This is a genomic window from Roseomonas sp. F4, assembly GCF_053891155.1.
Window position 1 is genome coordinate 1,299,783 of sequence record NZ_JBSSHK010000001.1, and the last position, 21,489, is coordinate 1,321,271.

The 21,489-nt window shown below is 71.5% G+C and carries 21 protein-coding genes; 8 read left to right on the top strand and 13 right to left on the bottom strand.

From position 1 onward, the window contains the following. Positions 1-50 precede the first annotated feature (50 nt). From ACVFYP_RS06330 to ACVFYP_RS06355, 6 genes are read left to right on the top strand one after another with little or no spacing between them, the layout of a single operon-like run. Entirely contained in the window at positions 51-2,225 is a 2,175-nt protein-coding gene (locus ACVFYP_RS06330; RefSeq protein WP_499199272.1) for a TonB-dependent siderophore receptor, read from the top strand. Beyond that, positions 2,219-3,022 carry an alpha/beta hydrolase gene (locus ACVFYP_RS06335; RefSeq protein ID WP_499199273.1) on the top strand — a complete coding sequence of 268 codons (804 nt, stop codon included), beginning with the start codon at positions 2,219-2,221 and terminating at the stop codon, positions 3,020-3,022. The genes ACVFYP_RS06330 and ACVFYP_RS06335 overlap by 7 nt, the downstream gene beginning before the upstream one ends. Next, positions 3,019-3,906, top strand: coding sequence for a siderophore-interacting protein (locus ACVFYP_RS06340; RefSeq protein ID WP_499199274.1), 888 nt, complete (start codon positions 3,019-3,021; stop codon positions 3,904-3,906). The genes ACVFYP_RS06335 and ACVFYP_RS06340 overlap by 4 nt, the downstream gene beginning before the upstream one ends. Beyond that, positions 3,903-5,024, top strand: coding sequence for an ABC transporter substrate-binding protein (locus ACVFYP_RS06345; protein WP_499199275.1), 1,122 nt, complete (start codon positions 3,903-3,905; stop codon positions 5,022-5,024). Before ACVFYP_RS06340 ends, ACVFYP_RS06345 begins: the two co-directional genes overlap by 4 nt. After that, positions 5,021-6,061: a FecCD family ABC transporter permease gene (locus ACVFYP_RS06350; protein ID WP_499199276.1), complete on the top strand. Its 1,041-nt coding sequence runs from the start codon at positions 5,021-5,023 to the stop codon at positions 6,059-6,061. The genes ACVFYP_RS06345 and ACVFYP_RS06350 overlap by 4 nt, the downstream gene beginning before the upstream one ends. Then, positions 6,058-6,855: an ABC transporter ATP-binding protein gene (locus ACVFYP_RS06355; RefSeq protein WP_499199277.1), complete on the top strand. Its 798-nt coding sequence runs from the start codon at positions 6,058-6,060 to the stop codon at positions 6,853-6,855. Before ACVFYP_RS06350 ends, ACVFYP_RS06355 begins: the two co-directional genes overlap by 4 nt. A gap of 10 nt (positions 6,856-6,865) precedes the next feature. Here ACVFYP_RS06355 and ACVFYP_RS06360 read toward each other — a convergent pair whose 3' ends face one another. The 11 genes from ACVFYP_RS06360 to ACVFYP_RS06410 form a co-directional block, all read right to left on the bottom strand. Further along, entirely contained in the window at positions 6,866-7,633 is a 768-nt protein-coding gene (locus ACVFYP_RS06360; protein WP_499199278.1) for a 3-ketoacyl-ACP reductase, read from the bottom strand. Then, positions 7,630-8,760, bottom strand: a complete 1,131-nt coding sequence (locus tag ACVFYP_RS06365) for an acyl-CoA dehydrogenase family protein (protein ID WP_499199279.1) — start codon at positions 8,758-8,760, stop codon at positions 7,630-7,632. The genes ACVFYP_RS06360 and ACVFYP_RS06365 overlap by 4 nt, the downstream gene beginning before the upstream one ends. Before the next feature lie 39 nt (positions 8,761-8,799). Then, the gene (locus ACVFYP_RS06370; RefSeq protein ID WP_499199280.1) at positions 8,800-10,107 is read right to left on the bottom strand and encodes an MATE family efflux transporter; all 1,308 of its coding nucleotides are present in this window, start codon (positions 10,105-10,107) and stop codon (positions 8,800-8,802) included. Then, a complete protein-coding gene (locus ACVFYP_RS06375) occupies positions 10,107-11,810 on the bottom strand; it encodes a gamma-glutamyltransferase family protein (protein ID WP_499199281.1) in 1,704 nt (567 codons plus the stop codon). The genes ACVFYP_RS06370 and ACVFYP_RS06375 overlap by 1 nt, the downstream gene beginning before the upstream one ends. Then, positions 11,810-12,784 (bottom strand): Bug family tripartite tricarboxylate transporter substrate binding protein, encoded by a 975-nt coding sequence (locus ACVFYP_RS06380; protein ID WP_499199282.1) that lies wholly within the window; start codon positions 12,782-12,784, stop codon positions 11,810-11,812. Before ACVFYP_RS06380 ends, ACVFYP_RS06375 begins: the two co-directional genes overlap by 1 nt. Before the next feature lie 111 nt (positions 12,785-12,895). Continuing rightward, positions 12,896-13,870 carry a Bug family tripartite tricarboxylate transporter substrate binding protein gene (locus tag ACVFYP_RS06385; RefSeq protein ID WP_499199283.1) on the bottom strand — a complete coding sequence of 325 codons (975 nt, stop codon included), beginning with the start codon at positions 13,868-13,870 and terminating at the stop codon, positions 12,896-12,898. 54 nt (positions 13,871-13,924) lie between these two features. Next, positions 13,925-14,863 (bottom strand): TraB/GumN family protein, encoded by a 939-nt coding sequence (locus ACVFYP_RS06390; RefSeq protein ID WP_499199284.1) that lies wholly within the window; start codon positions 14,861-14,863, stop codon positions 13,925-13,927. Between the two features lie 2 nt (positions 14,864-14,865). Continuing rightward, positions 14,866-15,597 (bottom strand): aspartate/glutamate racemase family protein, encoded by a 732-nt coding sequence (locus ACVFYP_RS06395; protein WP_499199285.1) that lies wholly within the window; start codon positions 15,595-15,597, stop codon positions 14,866-14,868. After that, positions 15,597-16,523 carry a polysaccharide deacetylase family protein gene (locus ACVFYP_RS06400; protein WP_499199286.1) on the bottom strand — a complete coding sequence of 309 codons (927 nt, stop codon included), beginning with the start codon at positions 16,521-16,523 and terminating at the stop codon, positions 15,597-15,599. The genes ACVFYP_RS06395 and ACVFYP_RS06400 overlap by 1 nt, the downstream gene beginning before the upstream one ends. Continuing rightward, complete coding sequence (locus ACVFYP_RS06405) at positions 16,520-16,873, bottom strand: hydroxyisourate hydrolase (protein ID WP_499199287.1); 354 nt, start codon at positions 16,871-16,873, stop codon at positions 16,520-16,522. The genes ACVFYP_RS06400 and ACVFYP_RS06405 overlap by 4 nt, the downstream gene beginning before the upstream one ends. Continuing rightward, positions 16,873-17,622, bottom strand: coding sequence for an aspartate racemase/maleate isomerase family protein (locus ACVFYP_RS06410; protein ID WP_499199288.1), 750 nt, complete (start codon positions 17,620-17,622; stop codon positions 16,873-16,875). The genes ACVFYP_RS06405 and ACVFYP_RS06410 overlap by 1 nt, the downstream gene beginning before the upstream one ends. A 72-nt stretch (positions 17,623-17,694) precedes the next feature. On the opposite strand from ACVFYP_RS06410, the gene ACVFYP_RS06415 reads away from it, so the two are divergent. Continuing rightward, positions 17,695-18,672 carry a Bug family tripartite tricarboxylate transporter substrate binding protein gene (locus ACVFYP_RS06415; RefSeq protein WP_499199289.1) on the top strand — a complete coding sequence of 326 codons (978 nt, stop codon included), beginning with the start codon at positions 17,695-17,697 and terminating at the stop codon, positions 18,670-18,672. A gap of 2 nt (positions 18,673-18,674) precedes the next feature. Next, positions 18,675-19,571: a BMP family ABC transporter substrate-binding protein gene (locus ACVFYP_RS06420; RefSeq protein WP_499199290.1), complete on the top strand. Its 897-nt coding sequence runs from the start codon at positions 18,675-18,677 to the stop codon at positions 19,569-19,571. Here ACVFYP_RS06420 and mscL read toward each other — a convergent pair. Both mscL and ACVFYP_RS06430 read right to left on the bottom strand, forming a co-directional pair. Next, positions 19,528-20,019 carry a large conductance mechanosensitive channel protein MscL gene (mscL, locus tag ACVFYP_RS06425; RefSeq protein WP_499199291.1) on the bottom strand — a complete coding sequence of 164 codons (492 nt, stop codon included), beginning with the start codon at positions 20,017-20,019 and terminating at the stop codon, positions 19,528-19,530. The genes ACVFYP_RS06420 and mscL overlap by 44 nt on opposite strands. Before the next feature lie 75 nt (positions 20,020-20,094). Further along, positions 20,095-21,390, bottom strand: coding sequence for a M20 family metallopeptidase (locus ACVFYP_RS06430; protein ID WP_499199292.1), 1,296 nt, complete (start codon positions 21,388-21,390; stop codon positions 20,095-20,097). Positions 21,391-21,489 lie beyond the last annotated feature (99 nt).

The following is a 21,489-nucleotide window of genomic DNA, read 5'->3' on the forward strand; positions in this document are numbered from 1 at the left end:
CCGCAAGATCGGGCCGCCGCCCCGCGGCCGCCATGCTCGGACTTTCGGCCTTGCTCGCGACGCCCGCTCTGGCGCAGGTCACGTCGCCCGCCGAGGCTCCCTCCGCACTTCCCGCCGGCGAGGCGCTGCAACTCCCCTCCATCGACGTGCAGGCCACCGCCTGGCGGGCCTGGGAGCCGGTGAGTGGCTATGTGGCGCCCACCACCACCACCGGCAGCAAGACCGACACGCCGCTGATCGAGGCGCCGCAATCCATCGGCGTCGTCACCCGCGACCAGATCGACGACCAGGCCGCCGCCAGCGTGTCCCAGGCGCTGCGCTATACCGCCGGCGTGCTGCCGGAGGTGCGGCCCTCCGCCCGTTATGACAGCGTCTTCGTGCGCGGCTTCGGTGGGCAGGGCACCTCCGCCGCCTTCGTCAACTATCTGGATGGCCTTCGCCAGGGCCGCGGCAGTTCCTTCGGCGTGCCCAACACCGATCCCTGGCTGCTGGAGCGGATCGAGGTGCTGCGCGGCCCGGCTTCCGTGCTCTATGGCCAGACCGGTGCCGGCGGTCTTGTGAACCTGGTCAGCCGCCGCCCCACCGCAACCCCGGTGAATGAGGTGCGGCTGGAGGCCGGCACCAATGCGCTGTTGCAGACCGCCTTCGACTTCGGCGGTCCGGCGACCGAGGATGGCCGCTTCCAGTACCGCCTGACCGGCATCGCCCGCACCGCGGAAACGCAGGTGGACCATGTCGGCGAACAGCGTATCGCCATCGCGCCGGCCCTGACCTGGCGGCCCAGCGACAACACCACCCTGACCTTCCTCGCCTCCTACCAGAACGACCCGGAAGGCGGCTTCTACAACTTCGTGCCGGCCACCGGCACCGTGCTGGCCAATCCCAATGGGCGCGTCAGCCGCGGCTTCTTTGGCGGCGATCCAAGCTATGATGTCTTCAATCGCAGCCAGGCCTCGATCGGCTACCAGTTCGAGCATCGCGTGGACGACACCTGGACCCTGCGCCAGAATTTTCGCTACGCGCATATCGATGCGGAGGTGAAGGTCCTGTCGATCCGGTCCATCAGCAATGACCGGACCGGCAGCCGTATCGCCAGCTTCGTCTCCGACCACGCCAATTCCTATGCGCTGGACAACCAGGCCCAGGCGACCTTCCGCACCGGGGAACTGCGCCACACCGCCCTGTTCGGCATCGACTGGTTCCGTACCTCCGCCCGCACGCGCAGTGCCAGCGCCACGGCCGGGGTATCGACGATCGATCTGTTCACCCCGACCTATTACACCGCCGCCCCGAATATCTCCGCGGGCCTGAACACCCTGACGAATCAGGAGCTGGACCAGCTCGGCGTCTATGCCCAGGACCAGATGGCGCTCGGCCGCTGGCGCTTCAATCTGGGCGTCCGCCTCGACCAGGCCCGCATCGGCACCACCACGCATACGGTCACCGGCGCCAATGCCACGCAGCTCTCGCAGCTCGACCAGGAAGCCACCTGGCGCGCCGGTCTGCTGTATCTGTTCGACAATGGCCTGGCGCCCTATGCCAGCTACTCCACCTCCTTCCTGCCCAATACCGGCACCGCGGCGCCGCAGCGCGGTGGCGGCACCTTCGAACCGACGACGGGCGAGCAGTTCGAGGTCGGCGTGAAATTCCAGCCGCCGGGCATGAACAGCTTCGTGCAGCTCGCGGGCTTTCATATCCGCCAGCAGAACGTGCTGACCGCCGACACGGTCTACACCACCTACTCCACCCCGGTGGGCGAGATCCGGTCCCAGGGCATCGAGCTGGAAGGCCGCGCCAGCCTCAATGACAATCTCGACCTGATCGGCACCTATGCCTTCATCGACGCGGAGATCACCCGTTCCAACACGGCCGGCGTCACCGGCAACCGCGTGCCGCAGGTGCCGAATCACATGGCCAGCGGCTGGGCCAATTACCGCTTCACCGAGGGCCCGCTGCGTGGCCTGGGCCTGGGTGGCGGCCTGCGCTTCATCGGCTCCACCTATGGCACCGACACCAACACCTTCAAGGTGGATGAGGTCACGCTGTTCGATGCCGCGATCCGCTACGACCTGGGCGCGCGCTTCGAACGGGCCCGCGGGGTGGAACTGACGCTGAATGCGGCGAATATCGCCGACAAGGAGTACATCTCGAGCTGCAACTCCGCGACCAACTGCTACTTCGGCAATGGTCGGACGGTGCTGGCCGGGGTGCGGATGCGTTGGTAGCGGATGAGGGCGTTCGCCTGCCGCGCAGCCTGGCGCGGGATATCGGCGCCCACCGCCTGCTGATCGCCTGGCCGGAAACGCCGCCCCCTGCTGCGGGGCATCGGCTGCTGCTGCTGCTGGATGGCAACGCCACCTTCGCCACCGCCGTCGCGGCGCTGCGCATGCAGTCCCGGCGGCCGGAGGTGACGGGCGTGGGACCTGCCCTGATCGTCGGCCTCGGCCATGCCGGGGAGGCGACGCATGACCCTGTCGCCCGGCTGCGGGACTACACGCCGCCGGTACCCGATGCGCCGCAGGGCAGCGGCGGTGTTGCCGATTTCATCGCGCTGCTGGAGGCGGAGCTGCTGCCCGCCGTCGCCAGCCAGTTTCCGATCGACCCCGCGAACCGCGCCATCTTCGGTCATTCCTTTGGCGGGCTTTGCGTCGCCTGGACGCTGCTGCACCGCCCCGGCCTGTTCCAGCACCACATCGCCGCCAGCCCGTCGCTGTGGTGGGGGGAGGGTGCCCTGCTGCGGGATGCCGCGGCCTTCGCCGCGGCGCCGCCGCCCGGTGCGGCGGCACTGCGCCTGCTGCTGACGCTGGGCGAACTGGAACATGGCGATGCGGCGCTGCCGGCGGAGCGCCAGGCGCATATGGCCGCGCGCCGCATCGGCGCGCATATCCAGGCCTTCGCCGAGACGCTGCGCCTGGCGCTCGGCACCCTGCGGCAGATCGAATTCGCGGGCGAGAATCATGGCTCCGTGCTGCCCGCCGCCCTGTCCCGCGCCCTGCGCTTCGCCCTGGATCCCCGATCATGACCGATGAGACAGCCCCAGCCTGGGCCGCCCGCTGGCGCAACATGCGGCGTCTGGTCGTGCTGCGCACGGCGGCCGTCACGCCGGGGCTGCGGCGCATCACCCTCGGCGGGCCGGAAGGCGCCGGTCTGAGCGGCGGGCCCAATCTGAAACTGCTGGTGCCGCCGCGCCCGGGCGTCGCCCTGCACCTGCCGCCGCGCGGGCCGGACGGCAAGCCGGTCTGGGTGGAGGAGGCGCTGAAGCCCGCCATCCGCACCTATACCGTCCGCCGCATCGACCCCGAGGCCGGCGAACTCGACATCGATTTCGTCCTGCATGGGGAGGAGGGCGTGGCCTCCGGCTGGGCCGGCCGGGCGCGGCCGGGGGATGAGGCCGGCATCGCGGGGCTGGGGGGGCGCACGGTGCGGCCGGCGGCGCGCACCCTCCTGGCCGGCGATCACACGGCACTGCCCGCCATCACCAATATCCTGGCCGAACTGCCGCCCGAGGCGCGCGGCGAGGCTTTCATCGAGGTGCCGGGGCCGGAGGAGGAAGTGGCTCTGCGCCACCCGCAGGGCCTGCGCGTGACCTGGCTGCATCACGGCCCGCATGGCGCCGGCCAAAGCGATGCGCTGGTCCGCGCCGTGCAGGCGCTGGCGATCGCGCCGGGGGAGGATGTCTTCGCCTGGGTCGGCGCAGAATCCGCCGCCGCCCGGGCACTCCGCGCGCATCTGCGCGATGTCTGCGGCATCGACCGCCGCCGCATGCTGGTGATCGGCTATTGGAAGCTCGGCATGAGCGAGACGGACTACGCCCGCCAGCTCGACCACGACCGCGACGCGGACTACCACGCCGTGGCGCGTGAGGACGACGCCCGATCCACCCGCAAGCAGGACGCCGCGGCATGAGCATGATGACCCGCCGGGCGCTGCAACAGGCAACGCTCGCCGCCGCTTTCGCCGGCATCGCCGGCGCCGCCCGCGCCCAGGCGCCGCGCCGCATCACCGACCTGCTGGGGCGGGAGGTGACGCTGCGCGGCCCGGCCCGCCGCCTCGTGCTGGCGCAGGGGCGGCATGTGCTGGCGCTGGCGCTGCTGCATCCCGACCCGGTCTCGCTGCTGGTCGGCTGGGGCAGCGATCTGCGGCAGATGAACCCGCCCGACTATGCCGCCGTGCGCGCCCGCTTCCCGGCCGCCGATGCGGTGCCGCTGGTCGGGCGCAGCACGATGGACACCCTGTCCATCGAGGCGGTGCTGACCGCCCGGCCGGATGCGGTGGTGCTGAGCCGGGGTGGCAGCATGGCGGGCGATGCCCGGGCGCTGGCGGACCGGCTGAGCGGCTATGGCGTGCCGACGCTGGTGGTGGATTTTTTCGCCGACCCGCTGCGCGACACGCTCCGCAGCATCGCCATCCTGGGCGCGCTGATCGGCGCGGAGGATCGCGCGCGGGAGTTTGCTGCCTTCCATACCGAGCGTCTGACGCGGGTGGATGACGGGCTGGCCGGCGTCACGACGCGGCCACGCATCTTCATGCACGCCCATGCCGGCGGTACGCCCTGCTGTGCCTCGCCTGGGCAGGGCGTGTTCGATTCCTTCATCCGGCGCGCCGGCGGCATCAATCTGGGGGCGGAGGTTCTGCCCGGCGTCACCGGCACGGTGGCGCTGGAGCAGGTGCTGTCGCGCAGCCCGGATGTCTATGTGGCGACCGCCGGCCCCTATGGCGGGCGCGGCGGCGTTGTCATGGGGCGTGGCATCACGCCGGAGGCGGCGCGGGAGGGTCTGCGCGGCATGCTCCAGCGCGAGCATCTGATCGGCCTGCCAGCGGTCGCCGCCGGCCGCGCCCATGCCATGTGGCACGGCTTCAACGACACCCCCGCCCATGTGGTGGCGGTGGAGGCGCTGGCCCGCGCGCTGCATCCGGACCGCTTCGGCATGCTGGACCCCGCCGCGACGGTGGCGGAGTTGAACCGGCGCTTCCTGTCCATCCCGATGGACGGCACCTATTGGGTGGACCTCCCCACCGGATGACCCTGGACATCGAGGCCGGCTACCGCCGGCTGCTGCTGCGCCGCGCCATCCTGCTGGCGGCGCTCGCGCTGGGGCTGATGCTGGCCTTCCTGCTGGATGTCGCCACCGGTCCGGCGCGGCTTTCGCTGGAGACGGTGCTGCGCACCCTGCTGGCCGGGCCGGGGGCGGAGGGGCTGAACGGGCTGATCGTCTGGCAGGTGCGCCTGCCACAGGCGCTGATGGGCATGCTGGTGGGCGCCGCCCTGGCGCTGGCCGGGGCGGAGATGCAGACGGTGCTGGACAATCCCCTGGCCAGCCCCTTCACACTCGGCGTGTCCTCCGCCGCCTCGCTCGGCGCGGCGCTGGCGCTGGTGCTGGGCAGTGGCCTGCCCTTCCTGCCGGTCGCCTGGCTGGTGCCGGTCAATGCCTTCCTGTTCTCGCTGGGCGCCATGGCGCTGCTGCTGGGCATGGCGCGGCTGCGCGGGGCGGGGGTGCAGGCGCTGGTGCTGTTCGGCATCGCGCTGGTCTTCGCCTTCAACGCGCTGGTCGCGCTGCTGCAATTCATCGCCACCGAACAGGCGCTGCAGCAGCTGGTGTTCTGGACCATGGGCAGCCTGACGCGGGCGAACTGGCCGCAGGTGGGCATGATGGCGGCCGCGCTGGCCCTGGTGCTGCCCTTCACCGCGCGGGCTGCCTGGCGGCTGACCGCGCTGCGCCTGGGCGAGGACCGGGCGCAATCCTTCGGCGTGGACACAAGGGCGACCAGGCGGGGCGCGCTGCTGCGGGTCAGCCTGCTGGCCGGGCTGTCCGTCGCCTTCGTCGGCACCATCGGCTTCGTCGGGCTGGTCGGCCCGCATGCGGCGCGGCTGATGGTGGGGGAGGATCACCGCTTCTTCCTGCCGGCCTCCGCGCTGTGCGGCGCGCTGCTGCTGGCGCTGGCCTCCGTGATCGGCAAGCTGGTGGTGCCGGGGCTGATGCTGCCCATCGGCATCGTCACCGCCCTGATCGGCGTGCCGGTCTTCCTGGCGCTGGTGATGGGGCGGGGGCGCGTCGCATGAAGCCCGCGCTGACCGTGCAGGGGCTGCGCGTGGGCTATGGCAGCCGCGTGGTGGTCGAGGGGTTGGACCTGCCGCCGCTGATGCCGGGCACGCTGACCGCGCTGGTCGGCCCCAATGCCGCCGGCAAATCGACGCTGTTGCGCGGCATGGCCGGGCTGGTGCCGCGCACGCGGGGAGCGGTGCGCCTCGGCGGGCAGGACCTGCTGGCCATGCGCATCCCCGACCGCGCCCGCCACCTGGCCTATATGCCGCAGGGCCTGCCCGGCGGCGTGGCGCTGACGGTGCTGGAGACCTTGGTGGGCGCATTGCGCGCCGTGCCCGGAGGCACGGCCATCGGCGGGGCGGAGGCGACGCGCCGGGGGCTGGATCTGCTGCGCCGGCTGGAGATCGCCGATCTGGCGCTGCTGGCGCTGGACCGGCTTTCGGGCGGGCAGCGCCAGCTTGTCGGCCTCGCCCAGGCGCTGGTCCGCCGGCCCGATGTGCTGCTGCTGGATGAGCCGACCAGCGCGCTTGACCTGCGCCACCAGCTTTGCGTCATGGAACTGGTCCGCCGCATGGTGCGGGAGGAGGCGGTGATCGGCGTGGTGGTGCTGCACGACCTCGGCCTTGCCGCCCGCTTCGCCGACCGCGTGGTGGCGCTGAGCCATGGCGCGGTGCAGGCCGATGGCACCCCGGAGGGGACGCTGACGCCGGCGCTGCTGGCCGCGGTCTATGGCGTGGCGGGCCGGGTGGAACGCTGTTCGGAGGGCCATCTGCTGGTGCTGGCCGACCGTCCCCTCTCCGCCATTCCCTGATCCGCCGGCCCTACAGGCGGTGCATGTGCAGCCCGCCATCGATGTGGAAGGCATCGCCGGTCGAGAAGGGAATCGCGCCCGTCACCAGCGCGGCGATGGCATTGCCGACATCCTCCGCTTCGCCCCAGCGGCGGATCGGCGAGAGGCCCTCGGCGATGCGCTGGTCGTAGCGGGCGGTGACGGGGGCAGTCATGTCGGTGCGGATCACGCCGGGGCGGATGTCGTAGACGGGTACGCCCTCCTCCGCCATGCGGATGGCGAAGCAGCGCGCCACCATGCTGACGGCGATCTTGCTGGCGCTGTATTCGGCGCGGTCGGCGCTGGCCATCAAGGCATTGGCGGAGGAGACAAAGACCAGTGCGCGATTGCCGCGCATCGGCGCCCCCGCCGCCACCATCCGCCGCGCCACGTTCTGCGAGACGAAGAAGGGCGCGCGGGTGTTGATGTCGAGGCAGCGATCCCAGGAGGCGCTGGATACGTCGAGCAAGTCGCCGCGCTGCATGGCGCCGACGCCGGCATTGTTCACCAGCGCCTCCACCCCGCCCCATAGGCCCCAGGCCCATTCGACCATGGCATCGACGGCATCGAGGTCCGACACGTCGCAGAGATACCAGGCGAAGCGCCCGCCGGCGGCCTGCACCGCCGCGCCGGTTTCGGCGAAACCCTCCTCGCCGAGGTCGCAGCCGAGCACGTCATAGCCCTTCTGCGCCAGAGCGACGCAGCTTGCGCGGCCGATGCCGCGGCGCGCGCCGGTGACCAATGCGACGGGGCGCGTCATGCCAGAATCTCGCGTGCCATGATGACCCTCTGGATTTGGTTGGTGCCTTCGTAGATCTGCGTGATCTTCGCGTCGCGATACAGCCGCTCGACCACCACGCCGCGGATGTAGCCGCTGCCGCCGTGGATCTGCACGGCATCGGCGGTGCGCGCCACGGCGGCATCACTGGCAAAGCATTTCGCGAAGCTGGCCTCCAGCGTCACGCGACGGCCCTCATCCATGCCCTGCGCGGCATCGCGCACCAGCAGGCGGGCGGCATGCGTGTCCTTCGCCATATCGGCGATCAGGAAGCGGATGGCCTGCTGCTCGGCGATCGGTTTGCCGAATTGCACGCGCTGCTTGGCGTAGCCAATGCTTTCCTCCAGCGCGCGTTGCAGGATGCCGAGGGCTAGCGCGGCGATGCCGATGCGTCCCTTATCGAGCACCGACATCATCATGTGGAAGCCGCGCCCCTCCGGCCCCAGCAGCGCCTCCGCCGGCAGGCGCAGATCCGAAAAGCGCAAGCCTCCGACGGGGGAGGCGCGTTGGCCCATCTTGTGTTCCTTGCGCAGCCGTTCCACGCCCGGCGCCTTCAGATCGGCCAGGAAGATCGACATGCCGCGATGCCCTGCGGCGGGATCGGTGCGCGCCAGCACCGCGGCGAAATCCGCGCGCGGGGCCATGTGAATCCACATCTTCTCGCCGTTCAGAACCCAGTCGGAGCCGTCGCGCCGCGCGGTGGTCTTCAGGTTGGCGAGGTCCGACCCGGCCTCCGCCTCGGTCAGTGCATAGGCGCAGCTGGTCTCGTAGCGCAGCAGGGGAGTCAGGTATTGCGCCTGCTGGGCCGGGGTGCCGTGTTCGGACAGCAGCGTGCCCAGAAGTTCCACCAGCCCGACCTGGTCCGCCACGCTGGCATAACCGCGCGACAACTCCTCCATGACGATGGCATAGGCCTGCACGCCGGCCTCCGCACCGCCGAGGCGCTCCGGCACCGTCATGCCGAGCAGGCCGAGCCCGCCGAGCGCGCGATAGATATCGGCGGGAAAGCTCTCATTCTCGTCCAGCTCGGCGGCGCGTGGCGCGACCTCGCTTTCGGCGAAGCGGCGCGCGGTGTCGCGCAGCGCGGCAAGTTCCCCTGATTCGGCCAAGGATGCATTTCCCCCATTTCTTGGGGGCATCCTGCCGCGTCAGCCGCGTGCCCGCCAGACCGCCGGCCGCACGCCCAGCGCCGTGACCACCCCATAGGCGGTGATGCCCAGCGCCACGCCGAGGAAATGCCCCTCGATCCCCATTCCCAGCGGCCCCGCCAGCAGCCATCCCCCGCCCACCGCCAGCGCGAGGCGGGACAGCGCGCCCGCGACGGGATAGCCCATCCGCCCGGCGCCCTGGCTGGCGAAATACAGCGCCATGCCGAGCCCGAAGCCGCCAAAGGCGAAGCCGACATAGCCGAGCCCGCGCGCCGCGATCGCCACCACGGCCGGATCGCTGGTGAACAGGGAGGCCACCTGCACCGGCAGCAGCGCCACCAGCAGCCCGGCCGCGCTGGTCAGCACCAGGGCCAGCGCCGCGCCGGTCCAGGCCAGCGCCCGCGCCTCCGCCCAATCGCCCGCACCCGTCGCGCGGCCGACCAGGGCGGTCAGCGCCGATCCGATGCCGAAGGCCAGCGGGATCATCAGGAATTCCAGCCGGGCCGAAATGCCATAGGCGGCGACGGCCACCGCCCCATGCGCCGCCATCTGCGCCGTCACCAGGATGGTCGCCAGGTTGGCCACCACCGCCAGCCCGCTGGCCACCAGGCCCACCGACAGGATCTTTTCGAAGACCGCAGCCTGGGGTCGCATGCGGAGTGTGGGCACGAAGCCGGCGCCGCCACGCAGCACGACGATGCCCATCGCCAGCGTCGCCACCCAGAAGACCAGCGCCATCGCCGCCCCCAGCCCGGCCAGGCCCATGCCGAAGGGCTCCGCCAGCGCCCAGCCGGTGAAGGGCAAAGCCAGCCAGGCCAGCACCAGCACCCGCGCCGCCAGCGCATGCCGCCCGCCGCCACGCAGGACGGAGGCGAGTGTATTGGTCATCCAGACCGGCACCGCCCCCAGCCCGAACAGCCACCTGGCATAGGGCGCCGCCGCCTCCGCCGCCGCGGCGCCGCCGATGGCGCCCAGGATGGCGCGCGGGAACAGCCCGAGCGGAATGGCGAAGATCAGCCCCGCGGCCAGCGCGATCAGCGCCGCATGCAGCACCATGGCGGAGGCTTCCTCCCGCCGCCCGCCGCCCAGCGCCCGCGCGATGGCCGAAACCACGCCACCGCCCATGGCGCCGGTGGACATCATCTGCATCAGCAGCACGAAGGGCAGGGCCGTGGCCCAGCCCGCCAGCGCCGCCGTGCCCTGCCGCGCCGCCAGCCAGGTTTCGGAGAGCTGCCCCGTGACCTGCAGGATCGCCACCAGCGCCGTCGGCGCCGCCAAGGCCCCGATGCGCCGCAGCCGGGCGGCCATCATATCGCGATGGCGGCGGCGGGGCGGCGCGGGTCGGCGGCGGCGGAGATCAGGCCGCGCGTGCTGTCCTTGCGCACCAGCTCGACACAGCCGGCCAGCCAGGTGCGTTCCGGCCAAAGCCGGATGACATGGCCGCGTGCCGCCAGCGCGTCCCGCGTCGCCTCGGGGATGCGCGATTCCACGGCGAGGCGGGCCGGGAAGTGGTCATGCGGGGCGCTGGTGCCGGGGAAGGCGTAGCTGGCGACGCGGGGCGCCTCCACCGCCGCCTGGGGCGACATTCCATGGACGAAGAGGTTCATCAGCACCTGCAACAGCGCCTGCGGCTGCACGTCATTCCCCGGCGAGCCGAAGGGCATCACGCTGCCATCGGCGCCCACAGCCAGCGCCGGCATCGGCGTCAGCCGCGGCCGCTTGCCCGGCGCGAGACCCGCCGGATGCGCCGGGTCCGTGCGGTTCTGCGAGCCGCGATTGGAGGGCACGAAGCCCAGCCCCGGCACCACCGGGCTGGACCAGGAGGCATCGGACGGCGCCGAGGAAAACGCCCCGCCCCAGCGATCAACAACGGCGACATAGGAGGTTCCGGCCTCCACCGGCGGATCGGCGGCCTCGGATGCCGGTGGCACGCCCTGGCCGCGCCCGATCAGCGGCGCCATCATGCCCGGATGCGCGCGGGCCGGGTCGATGGAGGCCACGCGCGCCGCGACATGCGCATCCGACAGCATCTCGGCCAGCGGCACTTTTACAAATTCCGGGTCGCCGACATGATGTTCCCGATCGGCGAAGGCGATCTTCAGGATTTCCGCCAATAGATGCAGGTAGTCCGGTGAGTTGTGCGGCAGTTCGGCCAGCCCGGCGCGTTCCGCCATGCGCAGCGCCTGCAACAGCGTCGGCCCCTGGCACCAGGGACCACCCGTGAACACCTGCTGGCCGCGCCATTGCACGCTGACCGGCGGCAGCACGGGGCAGCGAAATGCCGCAAGATCGTCGCGGGACAGCCAACCGCCCTCGGACCGGATGAAATCCGCCATGCGACGGGCGATGTCGCCGCGATAGAAGGCATTCCGCGCCGCCTCCAGCCCCGCCACGCGATCGGCGCCGCGCGCCCGGGCGGCGCGTTCTTCATCGGCCATGAAGCGCAGCGTGGCGGCGAGGTCGGTCTGCACGAACAGGTCACCGGCCTCCGGCGCCTTGTCGTTCGGCAGGTAGATGGCGGCGTTCTGCGGCCAGCGGCGATATTCTGCCGCGTGATTGGCGATGTTCTCCGCCAGCAGCGGATAGACGGCAAAGCCCTCCGCCGCGAAGCGGATCGCATGTTCGGCAATGTCGGCAAAACCCATGGTGCCGTGGCGTTGCAGGGCGGTGATCCAGGCGCAGGGCGCGGCGGGCACCACTGTGCGCAACACGCCCGCCGGCATTTTGGCGCCATGCTCGCGCTGGAAGAATTGCGCATCCGTCGCCGCCGGCCAGGGGCCGACGCCGGCGATGGTCTCCACCACGCCCGCCGCCGTACGCAGCGTGATGGGCGCGACGCCGGCGACGCTCACCAGATCCGGATGCAGCACGCCCAGCGCCAGCCCGGCGGCGCAGCCCGCATCGACGGCATTGCCGCCGGCCTCCAGCACCGCGAAGCCGGCGGAACTCGCCAGGTAATGCCCAGCCGAGACCGCATGGCGCGTCCCGCTGACTGTCTCCCGTGTCAGCATCACTCCACCTGCACCCCGGCCTGCCGTGCCACCTGCGTCCAGCGTTCGATCTCCGGCGCGATGATGGCGCGGAATTCGGCGGGGGTGCTGATGGTGGGCTTCATGCCGATGGCGGAGATCCGCTCCGAAAAGCCCGGCATGGCCGCCACCTGGGCGATGGCGGAGGCCAACTGGCTGATGATGGCTGGCGAGGTGCCGGAGGGCACCACGAAACCCAGCCAGCCGCTCGCCTGATAGGCGGGAAAGCCGAGTTCGGAAAAGGTCGGCACATCCGGCAGCAGCGGGTCGCGCGTGGCGCCTGTGGTGGCCAGCGCCCGCGCGGCGCCGTCCCGCACGGCGGTCATCACGGAATTCACCGTGTTGAAAGTCATGTCCACCTGGCCGCCGAGCATATCCGTCACCGCCTGCGGGCTACCGCGATAGGGCACATGAAGGATGTCCACGCCCGCCATCTGCTTGAAGAATTCCGCCGCCATATGGGTGGAGGTGCCGGTGCCGGCGGAGGAGTAGGTCAGCGTCCCCGGCCGCGCCTTCCCCGCCGCCAACAGATCGGCGACGCTGCGGAAGGGAGAGTTGGCGCGCACCACCAATGCGCTGTCATTGGCGCCAACCAGCGCCACCGGATCGAAGCTGCCGACCGGGTCGTAGGGCAGGGCGCGCCGGATGGCCGGGTTGATGGCGAGCACGGAGGAATTGGCCATCAGGATGGTATAGCCATCGGCCGGCGACCGGGCCGCGGCCTCCGTCCCGATGATGCCGCTGGCGCCGGCGCGATTCTCGATCACCACAGGCTGGCCCAGCAGCTCCGTCAGCCGCTGGGCATAGGCGCGGGCCAGCAGGTCGGTGCCGGCGCCGGGCGGGAAGGGCACGATGATGCGGATGGCTCGGTTCGGCCAATCCGCGCCCTGTGCGGCCGCAAGTGTGGGGCTAAGCGCCGCCAGGGCGAGCAGGCTGCGCCGGGGGAGGTGGGGCATCCGCGATCCCTCATCGATCTGTGCCCTGCCATGCTGGCACCCCGATGCTGCGACGCGAAGAGGCCGCGCGATGCCAATGCGCGGCGTCCCCGATGCCCGGATCGCTGTGGGTCAGCTCGGCGTCACGCCCGCTGCGCGCACCACCGGGGCCCAGCGCGCGGTTTCGCTGGCGACGAATTCGGCGATCCGCGTCGGGCTCATATCCCCCAGCGAGACCACGCCCACACTCTCCAGCCGCGCCTTGATCGCGGCATCGGCGAGGCCGGCCTGCAATTCCGCGTTCAGCCGCGCGGCGATCGCCGGGTCCAGCCCGGCCGGGGCGGCCATCAGGAACCAGTTGGTGGAGACGGAGCCCGGGAAGCCTGCCTGCACCAGCGTCGGCGTCTCCGGCAGGGCGGAGACACGTTCTGGCGAGGAGACCCCCAGTGCCTTCAGGCTGCCGGCGCGGATCGCCGCGGCATTGGCGCCGGAGGTGTCCCAGAGCGAGGTGGTGTTGCCGCCGAGCACGGCCTGCTGCGCCTCCGCCGCGCCGCGGAAGGGCACGTGCAGCATCTGCACCCCGGCCTCCGTCGCCCACATCACCCCCGTCAGATGGCCCATCGAACCGACGCCGGAGGAGCCGAAGGACACAGTCTCCGGCGCCCGGGCCGCCATCGCCTTGTAGTCGGCCAGGCTGTTCATCGGGCTGTCGCCCTTCACCGCGCAGACGATGGGCGCGCCGCCGAGCATGCTGACCCAGGAAAAGGCACGCTGCGGATCATAGGCGAGGCTGCGGAACAGGGCCGGCGCGACCGCCAGTGGGCCGGTGTTGGAGACCAGCAGGGTATGCCCATCGGCGACGCCGCGCGCGGCTTCCGCCGTCGCCACCGTGCCGCCGGCGCCGGGTTTGTTCTCGATGATGAAGGGCCGGCCGAAGGCGCGCTCCAGCCGGTCCGTCAGCGGACGGATGATGAGGTCGCTGGTGCCGCCCGGGGCATAGGGGTTCAGGATGCGCACCGGCCGGTTCGGCCAGGGGGCCTGGGCCAGTGCGGGGGCGGCGAGCGGCGCGGCCATGGCGGCGGCGAGGAGCTGGCGGCGGGTGGTCATCTTGTCTCTCCGGCGTTGCGGGGCCGGTATGATGCAAACGGCGTGCCGGGTGGTTCACGGCGGCGGGCGCTGCGTTGGGATGCGGACCGCTGTCACCGCAAACCCCGCCTGCCGCAGCAGGGCGACCACGCCGCGCGGCCCGGCGGCATGGCCGGCGCCGATCGCGATCACCAGGCTGTCGCGCGGCAGCCTTGCGGCCAGCCGCTGCGCCATCACCTGATTGCGCGCATCCAGCATCTGCCGGGCGAAGGCCTCGCGCAGCAACGGGTCCCCGGCCATGGGGGCCAGCATGCGCGCCCGCAGCCGGTCGAAGTCACCGGCCAGCAGGGCCTGCGCCATCTGGGCGTCGAGCGGCGCGAGGTCGGCCTGCGCGGCGCCGCCGCCCAGCATCTCCCGCGCCATAAGGCCCACCAGCCGCAGCACCGCATCGCCGCCCATGCCGCGCAGCGTCAGCAGCATTTCGAGCCGCGTTTCCAGCCCCTGGATGGGAATGCCGCGCCGCTGAGCAAGAACCCGCAGCCAGGGATCGCCGCCGGAGGCCATTGCCGCGCTGTCCTGCGATTGGGGCTGCGGCGGGGCGGGCATGCCGGGGCAGGGCGCCGCCGGGGGCTGGCTGGCGGCCATCAGCGCCAGGAACAGGCCGAGGGGGCTCAGCGGTTCCTGGATCAGCCGGGTGCAGTCCGCCGCAGCCTGCAGCAATCGCCGCTGGGCCGGCGGGAAGGGGGCCAGCACGTCGAAACCGCGTGGCGCGCGCAGCAGGTCGCTGACATCCTCCGCATCCTCCACCGATTCCAGCAGCAGCGCGTCGCGGCCCTCGAAGATCGCGGGGTCCGGCGGCAGCAGCCCGACCTCCGGCTGGTGCGAGCCGGGAATCAGCAGGGAGGCCGGGGCCTCGCGACCGGCCGGGGTGATGCGGAAGGCGGCAAGCGTCTCCGGCTCGGCGCGGGACGGCGATGCGGCGAGCAGCAGGGCCAACAGGAGAAGCCAGCGCATGCTCAGCGTGCCGCGTAGAGCGCCGCGACCTCCGCCGTGAAGCCCGTCAGCGCCCGGTCCCGCCGCGCGCGGGCTGCGCCGGGCGGGGCGAGGCCAACCAGCGCCTCCGCCATCCGCACCGCCGCCGCCGTGCCATCCACCAGCGGCACCGCCACGCGGTCGGCGATGACTGGGGCGAGGCCGGCCAGGGGGCCGCCGGCCAGGATCACCACCTCCGCCCCATCCTGCTCGACGGACTGGCGGCACAGATCGACCAGCAGCGCCGCGCGTTCCTCCGCCACCAGGCCGGGGTCGCCGGCGAAGGCGGGGCCCATGCGAAAGCCGGCGCAGCGCGCGGCGAGGCCGTGATGGGCCAGGCAATCCTCGAACATCGGCCGCAGGGCGGCGGTGAAGGACACCACGCCAAAGCGCCGGCCGAGCATGGAGGCCGCATGGAAGGCGGCTTCGCTGATGCCGAGCACCGGCACGTCCAGCAATTCCTTGGCCGCATCGAGGCCCGGATCGCCGAAACAGGCGATCACCGCCGCATCATAGCTGCCACGCCGGGCGGCCAGCGCCGCCAGCGTGGCGGGGCCGGCCACCAGCCAATCCGCGCGGCTGACGATCAGCGGCAGGCCGAAGGGCGCGCTGACCGCCTCCACAACGGTGCCCGGAGAGGCCGCCGCCTGGGCCGCCGCGCCGATGCGGGCGGTGACGCTGTCGGTGGTGTTGCTGTTGACGACGAGCAACCGCATCACAGGGCCTCCTGCGTCAGCCAATGCCGCGCGATATCGCACCGCCGCGCCACCCAGATGTCCTCGCGCCGCGCCACATGCCGCAGCACCGCCTCCAGCCCGGCCATGCGCGCTGGCCGGCCGATGATGCGCAGATGCAGGCCGATGGAGAGCATGCGCGGCCCACCCTCCGCCAGCAGCCAGTCGATGGCGCCGATGCAATATCGGGAAAAATCCTCCGGATGGACAAATCCGCCGCCGGGGGAAAAGCGCATGTCGTTGGTGTCGAAGGCATAGGGCAGGCGGACATGCGGGGCGCCATCCGGGCGCGGCATCAGCCGGGGCAGGTCGTCGTCGTAATTGTCGCTGTCATAGAGAAAGCCGCCTTCCTCCAGCAGCAGCCGCCGTGTGTTGGCGGAGGAGGCGCTGCGCGTGTGCCAGCCGACCGGGCGTTTGCCCGTGGCGTCGCGGATGGCCGCGACCGTGGCGGCGATGACGGCGCGCTCCGTGGCCTCCGCCATGCCGGCATGGCTTTCCCAGCGCCAGCCATGGGCGGAAACCTCATGCCCCCGGGCATGCGGCGCAGCGGCCAGGATCGGTGTGGCGGCCACGGCCCGCCCGCAGCTCGAAAACGTCGCCTTCACCCCATGCGCATCGAAGGCATCCAGAATCCGCCAGAGGCCGACCCGGCTGCCATAGCCAAAATGACTTTCCATGCAGGGGTCGGGGTGGCCCACCACCTCCTCCCGCGCCTCATAGGTCGGCTCGTTGCGAGGATCGCCGGAGGTGAGGGACATCTCCGCCCCTTCCTCCACATTCACCACGAAGGACAGCGCCAGCTTCGCCCCGCCGGGCCAGCTTGCGGGGCTGGGGGCACCGGCGCGGCCGGCCAGGTCTCGGGTGGCGGGGGGCATGCCCCCGGGAAGGGGGGCGGGCAGATCGGTCATGCCCCGCGATACAGCGAAAACCCCCAGGGTGTGAACTTGATGGGCAGATGATAGTGCAGCGCGGCGTCGAAGACCCGGAAGCGGAAGGGCACCAGTTCGAGGAATGGCGGTGGCGGGTGGTCGGTGGCGGCGAAGAAGGCGCCGATATGGAACATCACCTCATAGGTGCCTTCCTCCACCCCGTCGCCGGTCGTGATCGGATGTTGAAGGGCGCCGTCTGCGCCGATGACGCCATCGGCCACCAGTGCCCGATGGCCATCGGGACCGATGCGGTGGATGTCCACGCGCATGCCCTCTCCGGTGCGGCCGCTGGCCACATCCACCGCGTGGACCGAGATGCCGCCCGCCATCAGCCGTGACCCGCCATCGTGAACAGCCGTCCCCATTCCGGCCCGGGGCGCGGCGCCATGCCCGCCAGATCCAGCCCGCCCCAGACGCCCAGCGCCGTGGCGTCCAGCACCGGGATGCCCGTTTCGGCCTCCATCGCCGCGGCGAGTGGGGCGGCGGCGCAGTTGGTGTTCCACATGATGATGGCCTCCACCCCGGGGCGCGCCACCTGACGCACCAAGCCGGACACCCCCTGATACCCGACGGAAGCAAAGGACAGGTTATCGGTCAGGCCCAAACTGGCCTCCGCCACCATCTCCACCCCCTCCGCCGCCAGGCCCCGCGCGGCCCGCAGATTGTAGTCGCGCGTATGCGGCCCTATCAGCGCCACCCGCCTTGCCCCCAGCGCCGCCAGGGCGCGCAGCAAGGCGAGGCCGGAGGTGTCGCAGGGCAGGCCGGTGGCGTCCCGCACCCGGCGCACCAGCTCCCGGTCGTGATCCAGGCCGATCACCGCGCCCTTGCTGGCGGACCAGATGATGACCTCCGGCTTCGCATCCGCCAGCAATTCGGCGGCCCCCAGCAGGGCCTCCCAGTCATAGCTGTCGGGGAAGGGGTCCACCGCGCCGCGCTTGGCGACGCGGGTGAAGATCGGCACCACCCCCGGCACGCCGCGCAGCAGCGCCTGGGTGGTGCGTTCCACCACGGTATTGGCGGAGGGCAGGATGGTGGCCAGCAGGCGGGGCGCCTGGGGCATCAGGGTCTCGGGTTCCATAATGGTAAACCTGCACCGGCCGCACGCGGCACGGCAATTGCCTCGATGGCGGTTCGATCGAGGAACATGCCCATGCGCCGCCGTCATCTGCCCGTTATTGCGGCACTCGCCGCCTTTGCCACCAGCAGTGAATCCTGGGCGCAGCCTGTCTGGCCGAGCCGGACCATCCGCCTGATCGTTACTTTCCCGCCCGGAGGTTCCTCCGACATCGTGGCGCGGGTATTGGCGGAGGTGCTGTCCCAGCGCCTGCCACAGCGGGTGATTGTGGAGAACCGGCCGGGCGCCGGCGGCACGCTGGGGGCGGCTTATGTCGCAAGCCAGCCGGCCGATGGGCTGACGCTGATGCTGTCCAACACCGCGCCCATCGTCACCTCCCCGCCCATCTATGCCAACGTGCCCTATGACCCGGTCAGCGGCTTCACCCATATCGCCTATATCGGCGCGACGCCGCTGGTGGTGGTGGTGAACCCCCGGCTGGTGCCGGCCACCGACCTCGCCGGGCTGGTCACCTGGATCAAGGCGCAGCCCACGCCGCCGGGCTTTGGCAGCTCCGGCGCCGGTTCCGTCGCGCATGTCTTTGGGGAGGCCTTCACGGCCAGGACCGGCGCGCAGCTGACCCACGTGCCCTATCGCGGCAGCGCGCCGATGCAGGCGGACCTGCTGGGCGGCGCCATTCCGCTGTCCTTCGACACGCTGCCACAGAATGTGGAGAACATCCGCGCCGGCCGCCTGCGCGCCATCGCCATCACCGCCCCCGCGCGGCAGGAGATGGCACCGGAGGTGCCGACCACGGCGGAGGCCGGCTTCCCTGGCCTGCTGGCGGAGAACTGGCTGGGCCTGGCCGGCCCGGCCGGCCTGCCGGCGCCGGTCGTGGCGGCGCTGCATGCGGAGACCATGGCGGCGTTGGACTCGCCGCTGATGCGCAGCCGCATCCTGGAACACGGCATCGCCATGCGGCCGATGACCCAGCCCGAATTTTCCCAGTATGTGGCGGAGGAGGTTCGGGTGGTTGGCGGCGCGGTGAAGGCGCTGGGCCTGACTGCGCAGTGAGCATGCTGCCGCGCGTCGTGGCCGTGCTGTTCGGCCAGCCCGGCGCCGGCGCCTTCAACCAGGCCGGCGTCGAGGGCCTGGCCCGCGCTGTGGATCAGCCGGTGACCGTCGAGACGGTGTGGGAGCCGGTGCCAGCCCGCCGCGCCGAGACCATCGAGGCCGCGGCCCAGCGTGCCGACCTGGTGATCGCGCATGGCGGGCAGGGGGAACAGGCGGTGGCGGCGGTGGCGCCCGCCTTCCCCGATGTCGCCTTCGCGGTCACCCAGGGCCGCATCACAGGCCCCAACATCGCGGGATTCGAGGTGTTGCAGGAGCAGTCGGCCTTCCTGGCTGGCGCGCTTGCCGGCTGGTGGATCGCCCCTGGCGGGGTGGTCGCGCATCTGTCCGGAGAACCTGTGCCCCCCGGGCTGCGCGGCCGCGCCGGCTTTGCGGCAGGGCTGGCCCATGCGAATCCCGATGCGCGCTTCCTGACCGGCTTTTGCGGCAACCAGCACGATCCGGAACTGGCGGGGCGCTGGACCGCGGGCCAGGCGGCGGCGGGGGCCACGGTGCAATTCGCCATGCTGGATGGCGGGCGGCCCGGTGCCATTGCCGCCTCCAAGGCCGCCGGGATTCGCGCCATCGGCAATGTGCGGGATTGGACGGCGGAGGATGCGGTCTTTCTCGCCTCTGCCATCGCCGACAATGGCGTGGCGATGGTCGCGGCGATCGAGGCCTTCCTGGCCAACCGATTCGCCGATCGGCGAATCGGCTTGGAAGCGCCGGAGGCCGTGCGGCTGGCGCTCGCCCCCGATGTGTCGCCCGACCTCGCCGCGCGGCTGGAAGTGCTGCGCGGCGCGATCCTGGCAGGAGCCGTCAGGGTGCCGGAGGTGTGGGAGGGGCCGTCGTGGGCGCCGTGATCGCGGCCGAAGGACGGGCCTTCAGCTCCGCCAGGATATCCGCCAGCAGTTTGTCGGTGGAGGACGGACCCTTCACCGCATCCTGACGGATGCGCAGCTTGGTCAGCACCTTCAGCAGCCAGAAGATCGCCATCGCGACGATCAGGAACTTGATGATGGCGTTGATGAAGCGGCCGACCGCCAGCACCGCTGCGCCACCTTCCCGCGTCGCCTCCAGCGAGGGCCGGCGTTCGCCGCTCAGCACGATGAACAGGTTGGAGAAATCGATCCCGCCGATCAGCAGGCCGATGATGGGGTTGATCAGATCCTCCACCAGGCTGCCGACGATGGTGGTGAAGGCAGCGCCGATGACGATGCCGACGGCCAGGTCCACCACGCTGCCGCGCATGATGAAGGCCTTGAACTCGCTCAGCCAGGCGGGTTCGTTGATGGGAATCGGAATCTTCATGACGGCGCTCCTTTGTCGCGCCGCCAGGGTGCGGCGCCCGAAGGCGCCGCGCCAGTCAGGATTGCGCGCGCGGCGCTATTCCGCGCCGCACCAGCCTGCGATCAACGCCGCCACCACGGCGACGCCGCGCCGGTAGTCCGCCACATCCACCCATTCATCCCGACCGCCATTCTGCGTCAGGTCGCCGCAGAGCGGGCCGAGGCCGACGCAGGGGATGCCCGACTGCACCATCGGGTTGCGGATGTCGGAGGAGGTGTGCAGCGGGTTGATTTCCGGCGCCGTGCCGGTGCCGCGCAGCACCGCCGCGCTGGTCTCGATCCAGAGCGGGTGATCCAGCGGCACTTCCGCCCCTGTCACGCCGGACAGGAAGGTGACCTCCAGATCCAGATCGGGGTCGGCGGCCTGGGCCTCGGCCAGCGTGGCTTCCACCGCTGCCTTCACATCGGCAAGCTTCTCGCCGGGCGGGAAGGACAGGGCGCAGGACAGCTGCACGGCCGGCGGCACGCGCGCCGCACGGCCGTCACCGAGTGTCTTGAAGTCGCCGACCAGCAGATTGGTGCTGCGCCCGATCGCCGCATCCAGCGCCGGGTGATGCACCGTCGCGCCACGCTTGGCGTCCAGCGCCTTGAGCGCGGCGAGGACGGCGGTGGCCTTGTCGATCGGGTTGATCGCGGTATGGGCGAAGGCGGCATGGCCCGGCTCGTTCGTCGCTGGCAGGCGGCCCTTCACGATGATGCGGAAGACCAGCTGGCCGGAGGCGAGCGCCTTCACCTCCCGCATGCCGATGCCGGATTCGGCCGGGTGCAGATAGACGGCTGCGTCCGCCGTGACGCCGCCATGCAGCAGGGCATGCACACCACGCGCATGGCGCTTGGACGGGGTGGAGGCGAGGATCACATCGCCCTTCGGCGTGACGCCGGCGGCGAGCACGGCGCGCAGCGCCTCCACCATGGTGGCGACGCCGGCCAGGTCGTCGGCGACGCCCCAGCCATGGATGCGACCCTGGTCGATCTCACCGGCCATGGGGTCGTGCAGCCAGCCATGCTGCGGGTTGAAGGGCTCGCCATCTGGATGGGCGAAGAAGATCACGCTGCGGCCGCCACCGCTGCCAGGGAAGCGGGCGAGCACCGCTGCGCGTTCCTCCGCTGCGATGGCCGCCTCGCTGGCGAATTCATCGCGCAGCACGATGCTGGAGGGTTGGTAGCGCCGGGTCTCGACGATGCAGCCGAGATCCTCCAGTGCCGAGGCGAGGCGCGCCTGCACCGCTTCCTCGCCGCCCGATTGCAGCCGGATCAGGTCACGCAGGAAGGTGACCGCCGCCTCGCCCCCTGCTTCCGCCGCCTGGTCCACGCGTGCCGCGATGCCGTTCATCTGGGTCTTGTTCCTGTCTGCGCGGCGCCACCTTACCGGCTGCCGCGCGCGGGGCAACGGGGGGTGCGCCATCGCCGTGCGTATACAGTAAGTGATTGG